This window comes from Stenotrophomonas terrae (assembly GCF_039674165.1).
Taxonomy (GTDB): Bacteria; Pseudomonadota; Gammaproteobacteria; order Xanthomonadales; family Xanthomonadaceae; genus Stenotrophomonas; species Stenotrophomonas terrae_A.
The window spans coordinates 12,933-27,266 of the sequence record NZ_JBDJMY010000037.1; the positions used below are offsets into that span (position 1 = coordinate 12,933).

The window sequence follows — 14,334 nt, forward strand, 5'->3', positions numbered from 1 at the left end:
GCCACTGCATGCAGGAGCGGCGTAAGCCGCGAAGCCACCGATCCATAAGGCCCCCATGAACGACGTACTCGCCCTGACCTGCGACCTGATCGCACGCCCCTCGGTAACCCCCGAAGATGCCGGTTGCCAGCAACTGATTGCCGGCCGCCTCAACGCCGCAGGCTTCAACTGCGAGCACCTGCGTCTGGGCGAAGTCGACAACCTCTGGGCTACCCACGGCAGCGGCGCGCCGGTGCTGGTGCTGCTCGGCCACACCGACGTGGTGCCCACCGGCCCGGTCCAGGCCTGGAGCAGTGATCCGTTCAAGCCGGAAGTGCGCGACGGCGTGCTGTACGGGCGTGGCGCTGCTGACATGAAAGGCAGCGTCGCCGCCTTCGTGGTGGCCGCCGAGCAGTTTGTTGCCGCCCACCCGAACCACCCCGGTACGCTGGCGGTGCTGCTGACCAGCGATGAGGAAGGCGACGCCATTGATGGCGTGCGCCACATTGCCAAGCTGTTCGTTGAGCGCGGGCAGGGCATCGACTGGTGCATTACCGGCGAGCCTTCGTCCACCGCCAAGCTCGGTGACCTGCTGCGCGTGGGCCGGCGCGGCAGCCTGTCGGCCAAGCTGCGCGTCAAGGGCGTGCAGGGCCACGTCGCCTATCCGGACAAGGCCCGCAACCCGATTCATCTGGCCGCGCCGGCCTTGGCTGAGCTCACTGCCAGGCATTGGGACGATGGTTACGAAAGTTTCCCGTCCACCAGCCTGCAGATCTCCAACATCAATGCCGGCACCGGTGCCAACAATGTGATCCCGGGCGAGCTGCAGGTGATGTTCAACCTGCGCTACAACCCGCACTGGAACGCCGACAGGCTGGAAGCCGAGATCGGCGCGCTGCTCGATCGTCACGGCCTGGATTACGACCTGCAGTGGCACCGCAGCGGCGAGCCGTTCTACACCCCGGAAGGCCGCCTGCGCAGCGTCGCCCGTGAGGTGCTGGCCGGGTTTGCCGGCGCCGCGCCGGAGGAAAGCACCGGCGGTGGCACCTCCGATGCCCGTTTCATCGCGCCCTTGGGCGCGCAGTGCATCGAGGTGGGGCCGGTGAATGCCAGCATCCACCAGGTTGATGAGAACGTGCGCGTGGGCGATCTGCAGGCGCTACCAGACCTTTACCGGACACTGATAGAAAAACTGCTGGACTGAGCTGTTACCGTGCAGGTGCACAATCTTGCCGGGGGGGGCGAGATGGATGGCGTTCAAATGTGGTTCCGCAATGGACTGATGGTGTTCGTGCTGGTTTGCATGTTGCCGTTGGCGCATGCAACCACCGCGATGCATGGCTTGCCGTTATTGCGTCAGTTCGGGGCAAGCCAGCTGCCGGCCTCGCCGACCTACCCGGGCGTGGTCGTTGACCGCGCAGGCAGCCTGTATGCCGCCAGTGGCGAAGGGGTGATGCTCTACCGCAGTGGCGTGTGGGAGCTGCTTGCGGCAGCCGGCCAGGTGCCGGTGTACTCGATCATGCTGGCGCGCGACGGCAGTATCTATGTCGCCGGTGCAGGGCTGTTCGGGCAGCTGCTGCGGCGGGCCGACGGTACCCATGGCTTCGTCGATCTGCTGCCCCGCCTGGCCAGTGCAGGCCTGGTGCAGGCCCCGGTTGAAGTTTTCTCGTTGGGCGAAACCTCACGGGGCGTGCATGCGACCAGCGCCGGGGCGTTGTTCGTGCTGGAAAAGGACGGCAGCACCACGCGGCTGCAGCTCCCTGCCGGCGCGCGTAGCCGCCCGCTGGTGGCCGGCGACGCCGTCTACCTGCGGGTTCCGGGGGAAGGTCTGTACCGCGTGGACGGGGCCGGCCTGGTTCTGGTGGACGGCATGGACTCCCTGGCCACGCTGCGTGTCCCTGCGGCCTGGCCGTATCGCGGCGGGCTGTTGTTCGCCGCCGCCGATGGCTTCCATTTCAGCGATGGCAAGCGCCTGCGCAAGCTCGACACCGAGGCCGACGCCGTCTTTCGCCTGCATGAGCCATACGCAGGCATCGCCTTGGCCGATGGCGGCTTCGCGGTTGGCAGCTTTGACTGCACCGTGATGCGTTTCTCGCCGGGGTTGCGCCTGCTCGACAGCTTCGCCGCCTGTGCAGGTGAGATGCATGATCTGGTGGAAGACCACGAAGGCGCGGTATGGGTATCCGGTGAAAACGGAATCGCGCGCCTGCGCTGGTCGCTGCCGTGGACGCGCTTTGGGCGCCTGCACGGCCTGAGCGGACGGATCTTCGACAGCACCTGGTATGACGGCCATCTGTGGGTGGCGAGCATTGGGGTGTGGCGTGCGCAGCCTTCCGCAGTCGCCACCCCGATGTTCTCGCAGCTGCAGTGGCCACGTCGGGATTTGGAAACGTTTGCCGTGGAGGGGACGAGTGCCGGTTTGCTGATCGGCGATCGCCATGGCCTGGCCGTGCTGGATCCGGGGCAGACACAACCGCGACGGCTGCTGGCACCGCTTTTGGGTGACAGCATCATCAAGCTGCTGCCTTCAACGTTCGATAGCCGAAGGATGTTTGCGCTCGGCAAGGACAGGATCATCGTGCTTGGCCAGCGCGATGGGCGTTGGCAGGTAGTGGCGCAGTGGAAAACCAATATCAAGGCGGTGGACGGTCTGTACGAGCTTGCGGCCGGCGAGCTATGGGCTGGCGATGCGGGTGGTGGCGCGCGCCGCTGGCGCTTCAATCCTGATAGCGGCCAGCTGCTTACCGATCAACGCTACGGCGATGCGCAGGGGCTGCCGGTGGTCGCCGGGCAGGGCACGCGGGTATTCCGTAGTGATGGCGTGCTGTATGCGATCTCCGCCGGGCAGGTTCGGCGGCTGCAGGGCGAGCGCTTTGCAGCCGCCGAATTGCCGTCGCTGGTGGGGTTGCAGGCGCCCTCGGAGCTTGAGGGCGAGGACAACGCGCAGGGGAGCTTTGCGTGGACGGCAAGGCAACTGTGGTGGCGCAAGCCCGGCGCCGCCACATTCCGGCTGCAACAGGTCAGCGACAGTCGCGTGCCTGGCTTCATGAGCGTTGCGCTGCACGATGATGGAAATCTGCGCGTGGTCACCCGCGACAGCGTATTGCAGTTGGATCCTGCTGCCGCCGAATCCGGTGCAACCGCGCCGCAGGCGCGGCTTGATCGCATCGAGTTGCAGCGAGCGGATCACCCACCAATATTGTTGCCGCTGTCAGCGCAGACGGTGCAGCGTTTGCCGGCCGGTGCGGGCTTGGCCCTGCGCTTCGGTGTGCACAGCATGGAGCCGGAGGTCGAGTTCCGCTATCGCATGCCGGGCTATCACGACAACTGGTCGCCTTGGACCGCCGGACGTGAGCTGACCTACCAGCGCCTGCCGGCCGGGTCTTATACCTTCCAGTTGCAGGCACGGGTGCTGGGCGGAACGCCGACGGAAGTGATGGACTACCGGTTGCAGGTGGAGCCGTTCTGGTATCAGCGCGGCTGGGTTCTGCTGGGCTTTGCCGCGCTGGGCCTGCTGTTGGTTGTGGCGGTGGTGCGGCTGCGCACACGCGCTGTCAACGCGCAGAACCGACTGCTGGAGCAGAAGATCGACGAACGTACGGCCGAGCTGCAGAGCGCCAACGCACGCCTCTCAGCCTTGGTGGAAACCGATGGCCTCACCGGTATCGCCAACCGGCACGCAATGGAGAAAGCCCTGCTGCGTGCCTGGCAGCATTGCGCGATGCAGCAGCAACCGTTGGCGGCGATGATGATCGACGTGGATCACTTCAAGCAGTTCAACGATACCCATGGGCATCACATCGGTGACCTGCAGCTGCGCCGCGTGGCGCAGACGCTGGCCGCACAGGTGACGGGAGGCGATGAACTGGTCGCACGTTACGGCGGTGAGGAATTCGTGTTGATCCTGCCTGATTGCGACCAGCAGGAGGCGCTCGTGCGTGGCGAGCGCCTGCGCAGTGCGGTGGAGCAGGTTACCGGCGCGGCGGGACAGCGGGTGACCATCAGTATCGGAATTGCAGTCTGCATTCCGATAATGGAGGAGGACCCGATGGCCTTGTTGCGCTGCGCTGATCAGGCGCTTTATCGCGGCAAGCGCGAGGGGCGCAACCGGGTGGAGGTTGCCTGCCTGCATGAGCAGGATTGTGGGTAGTAGTCGGCGCTGGAACACTGCGACAGCAGCAAGGCGTTGAAAGGCGCAGCGCGTAGGTAGCGAGCACGGCGAGCTTGGTTTTAAAGATGAATAGGGCGTAGTTGAATAGGCGCGGTGGATCAAATGTCGCAGACTGGTTTGCCTGGCCAAGACCGGCTTTCGCCCCGGGTTTGATCGTTACGTGTGCACAAAGCGTGACGGTCGCCCAGATGTCGCGTTCTTTTCAGTGATTGTTCGAGACATGCCGCAACTCCACCGCCCGCCATGTCTTCACGGTCCATCCACGTGTTCCAACGTCAGCTGAAAGCGGATCGCGACAATGGCAAAAAGGCCGCTATATTCGGGCTTCCCCAGACGAAGGAGGGAGTGGAATGTTTCTGACAAAACAACAAATAGTGATGGCACGTACGTTCGGTGTGGCGATGCTCGTCACCGTCAGCCTTGCTTCCTGCGCAACCTATAAGGAAGAGTTTGCAGGCATCAACTCACGCCTTGATCAACTCGACTCGAAGGTGCAGGGCGCAGCCCAGAGTGCCGAATCCGCCAACCAATCCGCGCAACAGGCCAACCAACGGCTGGATCAAATTGAAGGCCGCGTCCAGCAGCTTGAAAGAGCACCTCGCCGCACGCCACGCGGTTGATCGCTTGGCACAAGATTTAACAAGCCTATGAAGCCGGGACCCAGTGGCCTTTGTTGGCCACTGGCTTCCTTGTTCTCATCCAGCCTGCATTGCAAGGAGTTGTCCCATCCGTAAGTACACACACACTGCAGGGCGGGCCCTTCCTGGCGCGCTGGCAATTGCGCTGGCGTTCGCCAGCGTCGGCGTGGCCAGCGCCGAAGATGTCACCGCGCAACCGATGGCCTCCACCGATCAGCTCCCGCCAGATCAACACGTGTCTGACACCGTCATTGAGCTTGCCGGTTGGGTTGTTGCAAGCAAGGACAACCAAGGCTATCCGTTCGCGGTGATGGACAAGGCCGCTGCACAGATTCTGGTATTCGACGGCGAAGGCCGGCTTCGCGGTGCGACGCCCGGGCTGTTCGGCTCGGCGGTCGGCGACCATACGGCGCCAGGCGTCGCCGGTCTGGCACTGCGCGAGATTCCGGGCCGTGATCGAACCACACCGGCCGGCCGCTTTGTGGGTGGATTCGGCCCATCAATCGATGCTGGGCGGGTGTTGTGGGTTGACTACGAGTCTGCTGTCTCCATCCATCCCACCGCCACCGGCGTACCGGCTGAGAGACGCGCCGAACGGCTTGCATCGCCGTCGCCGGACGACAACCGCGTGACGCATGGCTGCATCAATATCTCGCCGGATTTCTACGCGCAGATCGTCGCTCCCACATTCGAGCGCGGCGGCGTGTTCTATGTGTTGCCGGACAAGGACTCGCTGGCCAAGACCTTCCCGGAGTTCGCGCAAAGTCGTGCGGCTGCGCAGGGCAACAACGAAGCACATGCAGGACCCGCCGGTCGATAGAGCGCACCGGCGTCGCCTTGGTTGTACGAGGTGGCGCAGCGTCCCGGCGTTGGATCCTGGTTGGTGTGCCCGGCAAGGGCATGGTGGGAATACGGGCAGGCGTCAGGGTTGATCTTGCTGCCTGATGGCAGCCTGCGGCCGTGATGCCGTGCTTGGCCCGCAGCAAGGCATCCACCATCACTTGCCGTATTGCACATCCACTCACCCCATGCGACATTCCGCTCACGTTCCGGGGTAGTTCAGTGGCAGAACGCTCGGCTTCTAACCGGGAGGGCGCTGGTTCGAATCCAGCCTCCGGACCCATTACATCGCGGTATCAACAGCACGCATGACTTCCGATCCAAGCCCCGGTCCGGACACCACGCCTGGGCTTGCCTACGCACATTTCCAGCTGGCTAAGGCGCTGCAGAGCACGCAGCATCACCCGGATCCGCAGGTGCGCGAGCGCGCAGCGGCACGCGCGGAGCGGTGGCGGCAGATACTCGACCACGCGCTGCGCGGAACCGCAAACTATGGTTCGCGGACACCGTTCACCGAGCTCCCGGCGTGGGCCACGCTGGAGGTGGCTACCGGTGGTTTTGCTACCGGGCGGCTGCTCGCCGGTGGTGAGCCGACCGACTACGAACGCACGCTGTCTGCGACAGTGCCTGGTGTGCGTGTTGAACAGATGCGTTTGGACTTGAACCTGTGGCACCTGACCGAGGCCGGTCTGGATCATCTCCAGTGCATGCTCGGCGAAGGCTGCTACCGCATTGATCTGCCCGAAGAGTCCGCGCTGCCTATGGTCGCCTGGCTGGTTGAGCAGGGCCGTATCGAGCAGGCGCATGAGGTGATCGAGGCGATTGCGCCGTTCTTCGACAGGCTCAGGTTTTTTCCGGCGCGCACCGAAAGTGCATTGCCGCTGCCCGCCGAAGTCAGCATTTTCAGTGCGGCCGACGTCCGTCAGCGGCTGTCGCAACTGAGCGCGCAGCCGCGGTTGGCAGCGCAGAGGCGGGCGATCGAGATGCGTTTGCCGCTCTACGACGCCACCATCGCACTGTTCCTCGCTACCTGTGTCGATGGCTGGCCATGCCAACGTTATCCCGACGGCTGGGACGCTTCGGCCAAGGCGTTGCTGGCGCGCATCGCTGACGCTCGCTCAGCGGCCGGCGCAGACAGCGCCGAGCACAAGCGTCGCAGCAGTGAATTGTTCGCGCTGCTGGCCGTATGCGCCGCCGATGCGAGCGCGCTCAATGGGCGCCAGGTTGGCCGGATACGCAGAATTGTCGATGACTTTGTACGCGCACACGGCGCTCCTGGTTCGCCAGCGCATGTTGCCCGCAGGCGGCAACAGGAGCGCGAGATTGCCTCGGCGCCTTACCGCCGTATTGGCCATGCTGTTGCCGCACGACTGGCGGCCTACCCGGGATCAGAAGGCATCGCCGACTTTTCTGCTCTGTGCGAACCGATTACCGAAGAAGAGGCCGCGAGGTTCAACATCGAACCGGGGCTTCCATTGCCCGATCCCGTGCGTGCGCGTCTGTTGCGGTGCCGGCGCGGCACCATCGCCGAGCTTGTCCAGGCCGGCATCGTTACCTCCAGCGACACCATCGCTCGCGTACTTCCGGCGTTGACCGCAGAAATCCGTAGCAGCGAGCTGGCCGACCCGCGGCTGCGCCACCTCTACGCTGCAACTTACCGTGCGTTCCGCAAGCGGCGTTCGTTGTTGCTGCTCAACCTCCAGAGCCAGGTGCGGCTGAACGAGTTGCCCTGGGTCTCGGTGATCGCCGCTTACCGTGCTTCCGACAGCGCCAGCACGGAAATGGCACGCGCAGCCTTGGTCGAGTCGGCGGCGGTGGCGATCACGGCGTTTCCGCACGCCATCCTCCCCAACAAACTGCTCAACGAGTTCCGCGCGCTTGCTGACAGCGCAACGCTGAAGCTGCCGTTGGTCGATGAAATCGCCGCCGATATCTTCATGGGCCAGTTCACGAATACATTCGTCGATGCCGCACGCTGCGCGGCCCAGGCCGTTGCGGGAACCTTGTATGCCGCCTACTACGACATCGACACCGATGCGCTGGCGGCGCTGCCTCACCGGCCGGAAACCGCGAAGGGCAGCAGGCGCTCAAAGGAAGCCTTTGATGCGTTGTCGAACCTGGCCGCGCGGCGCGCGGGGCTGGCGGACACCTGGGGCAACGTGGCCACCAACGGCACCATTCTCGAGCAGAGCCAGATACTGACGACCCATAACCTTGCCGTGCTGCTTGAAGGGGCTGGCCTTCGCGCCATGTTGGAGCCGACATTGGACGCGCTGGCGCTAAAGGGATTCCAGTGGGTCTGCAGGCGCCAGCAGATGCGTATCGCGCATTGGCATGGCCGGCTGGTGATGCTCAAGAACACGGCGTACGCGTGGCGGCAGATGGTGTTCTTTCTGTCCATGCTCGACGATGACCGCAGGCGGCACGCTCTCGCGCGCATCGAGGCGCATTTTTTTGCGCAACCGGAGAACTTCAGGTCGCGCTTCGAGCCAGTCATGCAGGGCCTGCGGCTGGCCGCATCGGGCAGGCCGCTGCCTCAACAAGCGCCCGCGCCGGATGGCGCACGGGTTTTCACCGGCTGGACGACCGGCCCGCATTGGCTGTTGCCCAGCGTCCGCTAGCTGGTGCGCAGGGTGATGCCGTTTGAGATCGCAATCTCGATGTTTCCTGCTGCTCCCCGCAGTCCATCCAGGGATCAGCCAACCCGCCTAGGCGACAATCAGGCCGAATGCCGCCAGCGCCGCCGCAGCCTGCCGCTGCGAGATCACCGCCTTTTTGAAATACTTCGCGTCCATCACGTTGAGCCCGCTGATATCGGTATCGCGCAGGTCGGCGCCTTCGAAGCGGGTCAGCCGGGTCTGTGCGTTGCGCAGGCTGCCACCGCTGAAAACCGCGTCGCGAAAATCGCAGCCGGAAAGATCGGCATCGGAGAAATCCATGCCCTCCAGTTGCGCCTTGCGAAATGACAGTCCGCGCAGGTCGGCGCTGACCAGCAGGCAATCGCGGAACTCCAGTGCCCAGCCACTCACTTCCTGCAGGTGGGCGCCGGTCAGCTTGCAGTCCTTGAACTGCACCGACGACAGCGTGGCGCGTCGCCAGAAGCTGTTGTTGAGGTCGCAATGATCGAAGCGCGAATCACTGAGCTGGGCTGAGCTGAAATCGCATTGGCTGCCCCGGCACTTCTGCCATCGGCTTTCTTCCAGCGACGCCGCCAGCCAGTTTGCGCGGGTCAGTGAGCATTGGTTGAACTGGAAGCCGTCCATGTCCAAGCGCGAGAAATCGCCTTCGTCCAACGTGCAGGACTCAAACACCGCAGCACGTGGATGCGCCTTGATGATCGCCTGCATGCGTTCGCGGCTGATGGTCTCATCGCGGAATATCGGAGTGCTCATTGCTGCGGGAACCTGCGGTTGCTGATGCTTCATTGTGGGTGACAACTGCGTGTCGATGCAGTCTTGTTGCACCAGAAATTCTGTGTACAGCGCTGTAGCAGCATCATTCGAAGATGAAGAAAGGCGGCGCGATGGCTTTGCGCCAATAGGATTCTTCGGCCATATAGAACTGCTGTGCGTGGGCCTTGGCGAACCACGCCGCCGCGGCAGCCTCATCCTTCTGCAGGCCCTTGCCGCCGCGACCCAATGCCAGCCCGGCGAAGTATTGGCCGTAGACATTGCCTTGTTCGCCGGCGCGCTGGTACCAGCGCAGTGCTTCGGTCTTGTCCTCGGGCATGCCAATGCCTGCTTCGTGCAAGCTACCCAGATCGACCTGGGCCTCGGCATCGCCGCGCGCCGCCCGGCGTTGGATGCGAGCGATGGCGGCGTTGGTGGAGGGCCGGTCAGCAGCAAGGCGCGCGGCCTCGGTCGATGCGCGGGTGGCGCCGCGCAGGGCCTCCAACTTGTACAACTCACGCATGTACACCGCCGAGCGCAGCCGCCAGCGCAGCGCGCCGGCCATGTCACCCTGGCGCTCGTACCAGCGTGCCAGGTCGTCCATGGCATACGGCGAGCCGTGGTAAGCAGCGCTGTGGTACCAGCGGAACGCCTTGCGCGGTGAGGGCTTGAAGCGCACGTCCTGCGGTTTCTGTGGTTCGTCACTGCTGTCCAGACGGCCGCGCTCCAGTAGCGTGCCCAGTTGCTCTTCGGCGCTGGTGCTGCGATGGGTGCGTGGTTGTGTCGCTGCTGCGCGTGCGTACCAGTCCAGAGCGCGTGGGTCGTTCCAGGCCTGGTACATCCTGGCGACGCGCAGGGCCGAATCGAACTGACCATCGGCGGCAGCGGACAGCGCGTCGCGCTCGGTATCGCTGGGTGGGCGGCTGGCCGGCGCCGTCGCGCAACCGAGCAGGGTGAACAGGGTGAACAGGGGCAGGGCGTACAGCAGCAGGCGGGGCGTGGGGCGGGGCATCCGGCAGCTCGTCCAGGCAGGGGGGCGGGGATTATCGCGGAGCGCGCCAGCCCTGCTGCTGAATCGGTTGCCAAAGCAACAGTTGCGCGCCCGCCGAAACAGGGCTACGGTCAGCGCCATGTCCTCGTTCCTGGCCACCGCCGTCAACAATAACAACCGCAATAATCTGCGCGCGAATAATCGTGCGCGGCCACTGCGGGACTGCGACCAGAGCTAGAACAGGCAACACGCTCAGGACACCAGAAAACCCGCATCGGCCGATGCGGGTTTTTTTATGGCCGGGCGGGAACACCGAACGGCTGCAGGTCTACCAGCCGTTGCTTCGAATGTTTGTCCCCACACAACCCAGGAGCTTTCCCATGTGTTCCATCTTCGGCATTTTTGGCCTGCAATCCGGTGACGACCTGCAGGCGCTGCGTCGGCAGGCGCTTGAACAATCCCAGCGCCAACGGCATCGCGGCCCGGACTGGAGCGGCGTTTACGTAGACGACGGGGCGATCCTGGTGCACGAGCGCCTGGCCATCGTCGACCCAGCTGGCGGCTCGCAGCCGCTGCTGTCCGACGACGGTCAACTGGCGCTGGCAGTGAACGGTGAGATCTACAACCACCAGGAGCTGAAGAAGGAACTGACCCAGCCCTACGCCTTCCAGACCGGTTCGGACTGTGAAGTGATCAACGCGCTGTACCGGGAAGACGAACCGGCCTCGTACTTGAACAGGCTCAACGGCATTTTCGCGTTCGCGTTGTGGGACCGCGCCAAACAGCGCGTGATCATCGCCCGCGACCCGATCGGCGTGGTGCCGCTGTACTGGGGCCACGACAAGCAGGGCCGGCTGTGCGTTGCTTCGGAAATGAAGTCGCTGTCCGATACCTGCGCCGATGTTGCGCAGTTTCCGCCTGGCCACTGGTATGACAGCAGCACCGATACGCTGAGCAAGTATTACGAGCGCCCGTGGCGTGACTACGCCGCAGTGGAAGGCGTGGATGTATCGCTGGTTGAGCTGCGCGAGGCGTTCGAGCGTGCCGTGCACCGCCAGCTGATGACCGATGTGCCGTACGGCGTGTTGCTGTCCGGTGGTCTGGATTCGTCCTTGGTCGCTGCCGTTGCCGCACGTTATGCGCGCAACCGCATCGAAGACGGTGGCCAGAGTGAAGCCTGGTGGCCGCGCCTGCATAGTTTTGCGATTGGCCTGAAGGGCTCGCCGGATCTGGCCGCTGCCGAAGTTGCCGCTGCCGCACTGGGCACCGTGCACCACGGTTTCGAGTACACCTTCGAGGAAGGCCTGGACGCGGTGCCGGAAGTGATCCGCCACGTTGAAACCTATGACGTCACCACCATCCGCGCATCGACGCCGATGTTCCTGCTGGCGCGGCGCATCAAGGCAATGGGCGTGAAGATGGTGCTGTCCGGCGAAGGCAGCGACGAGATCTTTGGCGGCTATCTGTACTTCCACAAGGCACCCAACGCGCTGGAGTTCCACGAAGAACTGGTGCGCAAGCTCGACGCACTGAACAACTACGACTGCCTGCGTGCCAACAAGTCGATGATGGCCTGGGGCGTGGAGCCGCGCGTGCCGTTCCTGGACCGCGAGTTCCTGGACGTGGCAATGAAGATGGACGCACGCCACAAGATGATCGACAAGGCCAGCGGCCGCATCGAGAAGGCGGTGCTGCGCGAAGCCTTCGAAGGCTATCTGCCCAAGGAAATCCTGTGGCGGCAGAAGGAGCAGTTCAGTGACGGCGTCGGCTATGGCTGGATCGACGGTCTGAAGGCGCACGCTGAAGCGCAGGTCAGTGACCGCGTGCTGGCAGCGGCCGACAAGCGCTTCCCGCACAACCCGCCGCAGACCAAGGAGGCGTATTACTACCGCCATGTGTTCGAGCAGTTCTTCCCCAGCCATGCGGCGTCGGAGACCGTGCCGGGCGGCAAGTCGATTGCCTGCTCGTCACCGGCGGCGATTGCCTGGGATGCCAGCTTTGCCAGCATGGCCGACCCGTCCGGGCGTGCCGTAGCCGGTGTGCATGAGCAGGCACTGGCCGGCTGAGTGATGGCGCACGGCCCGTAGTGATACGGGCCGTGCGTTTTAAGCTGCCACAGCGCAACCGTGGGCCGTATCATCGCCGGCATACGCAAGGGATGATCATGGACGCAGGAACGCATCGCCCCGGCTCGCGGGTGCATTGGGGCCGGCTCTATCTGGGGTGGGCCGCGCTGCCGCTGTTGGCGGCGCTGCTGTTGGCCCGTTACGTCGGGATGGAGGTGCCGGCGCCGGTGCAGCAGGCCGTCAAGGCCGGCTCGGCGGCACTGCATTCGAGCTCACCCCTGGGTCTGTTCCTGCTGCAGCTGCTGGTATTGCTGCTGGTAGCCAAGGGTACCGGACGGCTGTTGCGCTGGTTCGGCCAGCCGGCAGTGATCGGTGAGATGGCTGCCGGCCTGATGATGGGGCCGCTGCTGTTTGGCAGTGTCTTCCCGCAGCTGCAGACCGCACTTTTCCCGGCCAGCTCACTGGGCCCTCTGGGGCTGATCAGTCAGCTCGGCGTGCTGATGTTCCTGTTGGTCGCCGGCGCAGAACTGGACCTGGGGCGGCTGCAAGGGCGGCGACGCTTTGCCATTGCAGTCAGTCACGCCGGCATTGCGGTGCCGTTCCTGTGTGGTGTGTTGCTGGCGATCTGGCTGTATCCGGCGCACGGCCCTGCAGGTGTGAGCTTCACCTCGTTTGCGCTGTTCATCGGCATCTCACTGAGCATCACCGCTTTCCCTGTGCTGCTGCGCATTCTTGCTGATCGCGGCATGACCCATAGTCCGCTGGGGCAGACGGCGATCGCCTGTGCAGCGCTGGGTGACGCGACGGCCTGGTGCATGCTCGCGTTGATTGTGGCGGCCACACAGGCGGCCGGCTGGGGCGCAGCAGGTTTCAGTCTGGCCTGTGTGACGGTTTTCATCGGGCTGATGTTGGGCGTAGTGCGCCCATGGTTTGCGCGGCAACAGATTGCCGCCGGGCGCGAAGGCGCGTGGTTGCTGGGCATGCTGTTGCTCACCCTGGCCAGTGCCTTGTTGACCGAGTCCTTGGGCATCCACGCGCTGTTCGGTGCGTTTGCCGCCGGTGTTGCCGCCAGCGCCAATGTGCAGCTGCGCGAGCTGATCATCGCCAAGGTCGAGCCATTGGCGGTGACCCTGCTGTTGCCGCTGTTCTTCGCCATGACCGGTTTGCGCCTGCGTGCCGATGCCTTGCAGGTCAGCGATCTCTGGCTGTGTGCGCTGGTGATAGCAGTAGCCAGTATCGGCAAGTTGCTCGGTACGTTTGCCGCCGCGCGTAGTGCGGGCATGCCGGCCCATGATTCGCTGCGCTTGGGCGTGCTGATGAACACCCGCGGCTTGATGGAGCTGATCGTGCTCAATCTTGGTTATGAACTTGGCTTGCTGGGCGACCGCCTGTTCGCGGTACTGGTGATCATGGCCTTGGTCACGACCGCGATGACTGGCCCCTTGCTGAGCTGGAGTGCGCGCGGCAAGGAAAAGGCCGGTTGAGTGTTTTTGTAGAACTATTTCCGTTGCTGTTTTTCCTCCCAATTCAAAAGGATTTCCGATGCGCGCATTGCCGTTGTTGATGCTGGGGTTGTTGAGTAGTCCAATTGTTGCCACAGCGGCCGAGCTGCCGCTGGAACGCCATCAACTGGGCAGCTGGGAGACGGATATCGGCTACACCGGCGTGGTGCGCGATGGCGACACGCTGCATGTTTCGGGTGTGCCATGCCGGGGCGCGGACATGCAGGCAGCAGTGCGTGACTGCTACGGCAAGCTGACGAGAATCCTGCAGCAGTTTGATGCGGACAGCAGCCAGGTGGTGAAGGAAACGGTGTTCACCACCGACATGGATGGCTTGATCAAGGCCATTCCAGAGCGCAAGACGTTCTTTGCCGATGGCAAGTATCCGGCCGCCAGTTGGGTGCAGATCAGCCGCCTGTTCGACGCCGAAGCCAAGCTCGAGGTGGAGTGGACGGTGCGGCTGAAGTAAGCGTGATGCGCAGGCGTAGCCCGGGTAAGCGAAGCGCACCCGGGGCTTTTTGCGCTTGACCAAGCTCAAAAGTTCCGCATCGATGGCAGCAGCGATTCGCTCTTCGTGCGCGGATGTATTGCCTGTTTCCCGGGTGCGCTGCGCTTACCCGGGCTACCGATGACATGCAGCCCCGCCAGTTGTGGGAGCGGCGCAAGCCGCGAAGCCGGAACACCATCAGGTTGCACATGCATCCAGTGTTTCAGTAAATCCAGCTTCGCGGCTTACGCCGCTCCCACAGTCAGATGTC

The 14,334-nt window shown here is 64.0% G+C and carries 10 protein-coding genes and 1 tRNA gene; 9 read left to right on the plus strand and 2 right to left on the minus strand.

The genetic code is table 11. The annotated features are described in order from the left end of the window. The first annotated feature begins 55 nt into the window (after nt 1–55). From dapE to ABE493_RS14530, 6 genes are all read left to right on the plus strand, one after another. Complete coding sequence (gene dapE, locus ABE493_RS14505) at nt 56–1,183, plus strand: succinyl-diaminopimelate desuccinylase (protein WP_346499618.1); 1,128 nt, start codon at nt 56–58, stop codon at nt 1,181–1,183. Nucleotides 1,184–1,240: 57 nt separating this feature from the next. Continuing rightward, nucleotides 1,241–4,129 (plus strand): diguanylate cyclase, encoded by a 2,889-nt coding sequence (locus tag ABE493_RS14510; RefSeq protein WP_346499619.1) that lies wholly within the window; start codon nt 1,241–1,243, stop codon nt 4,127–4,129. A 371-nt stretch (nt 4,130–4,500) separates the two neighbouring features. Then, nucleotides 4,501–4,770 (plus strand): hypothetical protein, encoded by a 270-nt coding sequence (locus ABE493_RS14515; protein WP_346499620.1) that lies wholly within the window; start codon nt 4,501–4,503, stop codon nt 4,768–4,770. A 157-nt stretch (nt 4,771–4,927) separates the two neighbouring features. After that, nucleotides 4,928–5,608, plus strand: coding sequence for a hypothetical protein (locus ABE493_RS14520; protein WP_346499639.1), 681 nt, complete (start codon nt 4,928–4,930; stop codon nt 5,606–5,608). A gap of 228 nt (nt 5,609–5,836) precedes the next feature. Beyond that, nucleotides 5,837–5,911 (plus strand) — tRNA-Arg (locus ABE493_RS14525). A gap of 25 nt (nt 5,912–5,936) precedes the next feature. Further along, nucleotides 5,937–8,249, plus strand: a complete 2,313-nt coding sequence (locus ABE493_RS14530; RefSeq protein ID WP_346499621.1) for a hypothetical protein — start codon at nt 5,937–5,939, stop codon at nt 8,247–8,249. Between the two features lie 87 nt (nt 8,250–8,336). On the opposite strand, the gene ABE493_RS14535 is transcribed toward ABE493_RS14530, so the two are convergent. Next, the gene (locus ABE493_RS14535; RefSeq protein ID WP_346499622.1) at nt 8,337–9,020 is read right to left on the minus strand and encodes a pentapeptide repeat-containing protein; all 684 of its coding nucleotides are present in this window, start codon (nt 9,018–9,020) and stop codon (nt 8,337–8,339) included. Between the two features lie 103 nt (nt 9,021–9,123). Further along, nucleotides 9,124–10,029 (minus strand): tetratricopeptide repeat protein, encoded by a 906-nt coding sequence (locus ABE493_RS14540; protein WP_346499623.1) that lies wholly within the window; start codon nt 10,027–10,029, stop codon nt 9,124–9,126. A 359-nt stretch (nt 10,030–10,388) separates the two neighbouring features. Between ABE493_RS14540 and asnB the strand changes: the two genes are divergently transcribed. From asnB to ABE493_RS14555, 3 genes are all read left to right on the plus strand, one after another. After that, nucleotides 10,389–12,074: an asparagine synthase B gene (gene asnB / locus ABE493_RS14545; protein ID WP_346499624.1), complete on the plus strand. Its 1,686-nt coding sequence runs from the start codon at nt 10,389–10,391 to the stop codon at nt 12,072–12,074. Between the two features lie 92 nt (nt 12,075–12,166). Then, nucleotides 12,167–13,558, plus strand: a complete 1,392-nt coding sequence (locus ABE493_RS14550; protein WP_346499625.1) for a cation:proton antiporter — start codon at nt 12,167–12,169, stop codon at nt 13,556–13,558. Between the two features lie 58 nt (nt 13,559–13,616). Further along, nucleotides 13,617–14,045, plus strand: coding sequence for a RidA family protein (locus tag ABE493_RS14555; protein ID WP_346499626.1), 429 nt, complete (start codon nt 13,617–13,619; stop codon nt 14,043–14,045). The last annotated feature ends 289 nt before the right edge of the window (nt 14,046–14,334 follow it).

What these genes read in the sequence shown, in the direction of transcription:
- dapE (WP_346499618.1), top strand. Translation starts at nt 56, where the DNA reads ATGAACGACGTACTCGCCCTGACCTGCGACCTGATCGCACGCCCCTCG.
- ABE493_RS14510 (WP_346499619.1), top strand. Translation starts at nt 1,241, where the DNA reads ATGTGGTTCCGCAATGGACTGATGGTGTTCGTGCTGGTTTGCATGTTG.
- ABE493_RS14515 (WP_346499620.1), top strand. Translation starts at nt 4,501, where the DNA reads ATGTTTCTGACAAAACAACAAATAGTGATGGCACGTACGTTCGGTGTG.
- ABE493_RS14530 (WP_346499621.1), top strand. Translation starts at nt 5,937, where the DNA reads ATGACTTCCGATCCAAGCCCCGGTCCGGACACCACGCCTGGGCTTGCC.
- ABE493_RS14535 (WP_346499622.1), bottom strand. Translation starts at nt 9,020, where the DNA reads ATGAGCACTCCGATATTCCGCGATGAGACCATCAGCCGCGAACGCATG.
- ABE493_RS14540 (WP_346499623.1), bottom strand. Translation starts at nt 10,029, where the DNA reads ATGCCCCGCCCCACGCCCCGCCTGCTGCTGTACGCCCTGCCCCTGTTC.
- asnB (WP_346499624.1), top strand. Translation starts at nt 10,389, where the DNA reads ATGTGTTCCATCTTCGGCATTTTTGGCCTGCAATCCGGTGACGACCTG.
- ABE493_RS14550 (WP_346499625.1), top strand. Translation starts at nt 12,167, where the DNA reads ATGATCATGGACGCAGGAACGCATCGCCCCGGCTCGCGGGTGCATTGG.
- ABE493_RS14555 (WP_346499626.1), top strand. Translation starts at nt 13,617, where the DNA reads ATGCGCGCATTGCCGTTGTTGATGCTGGGGTTGTTGAGTAGTCCAATT.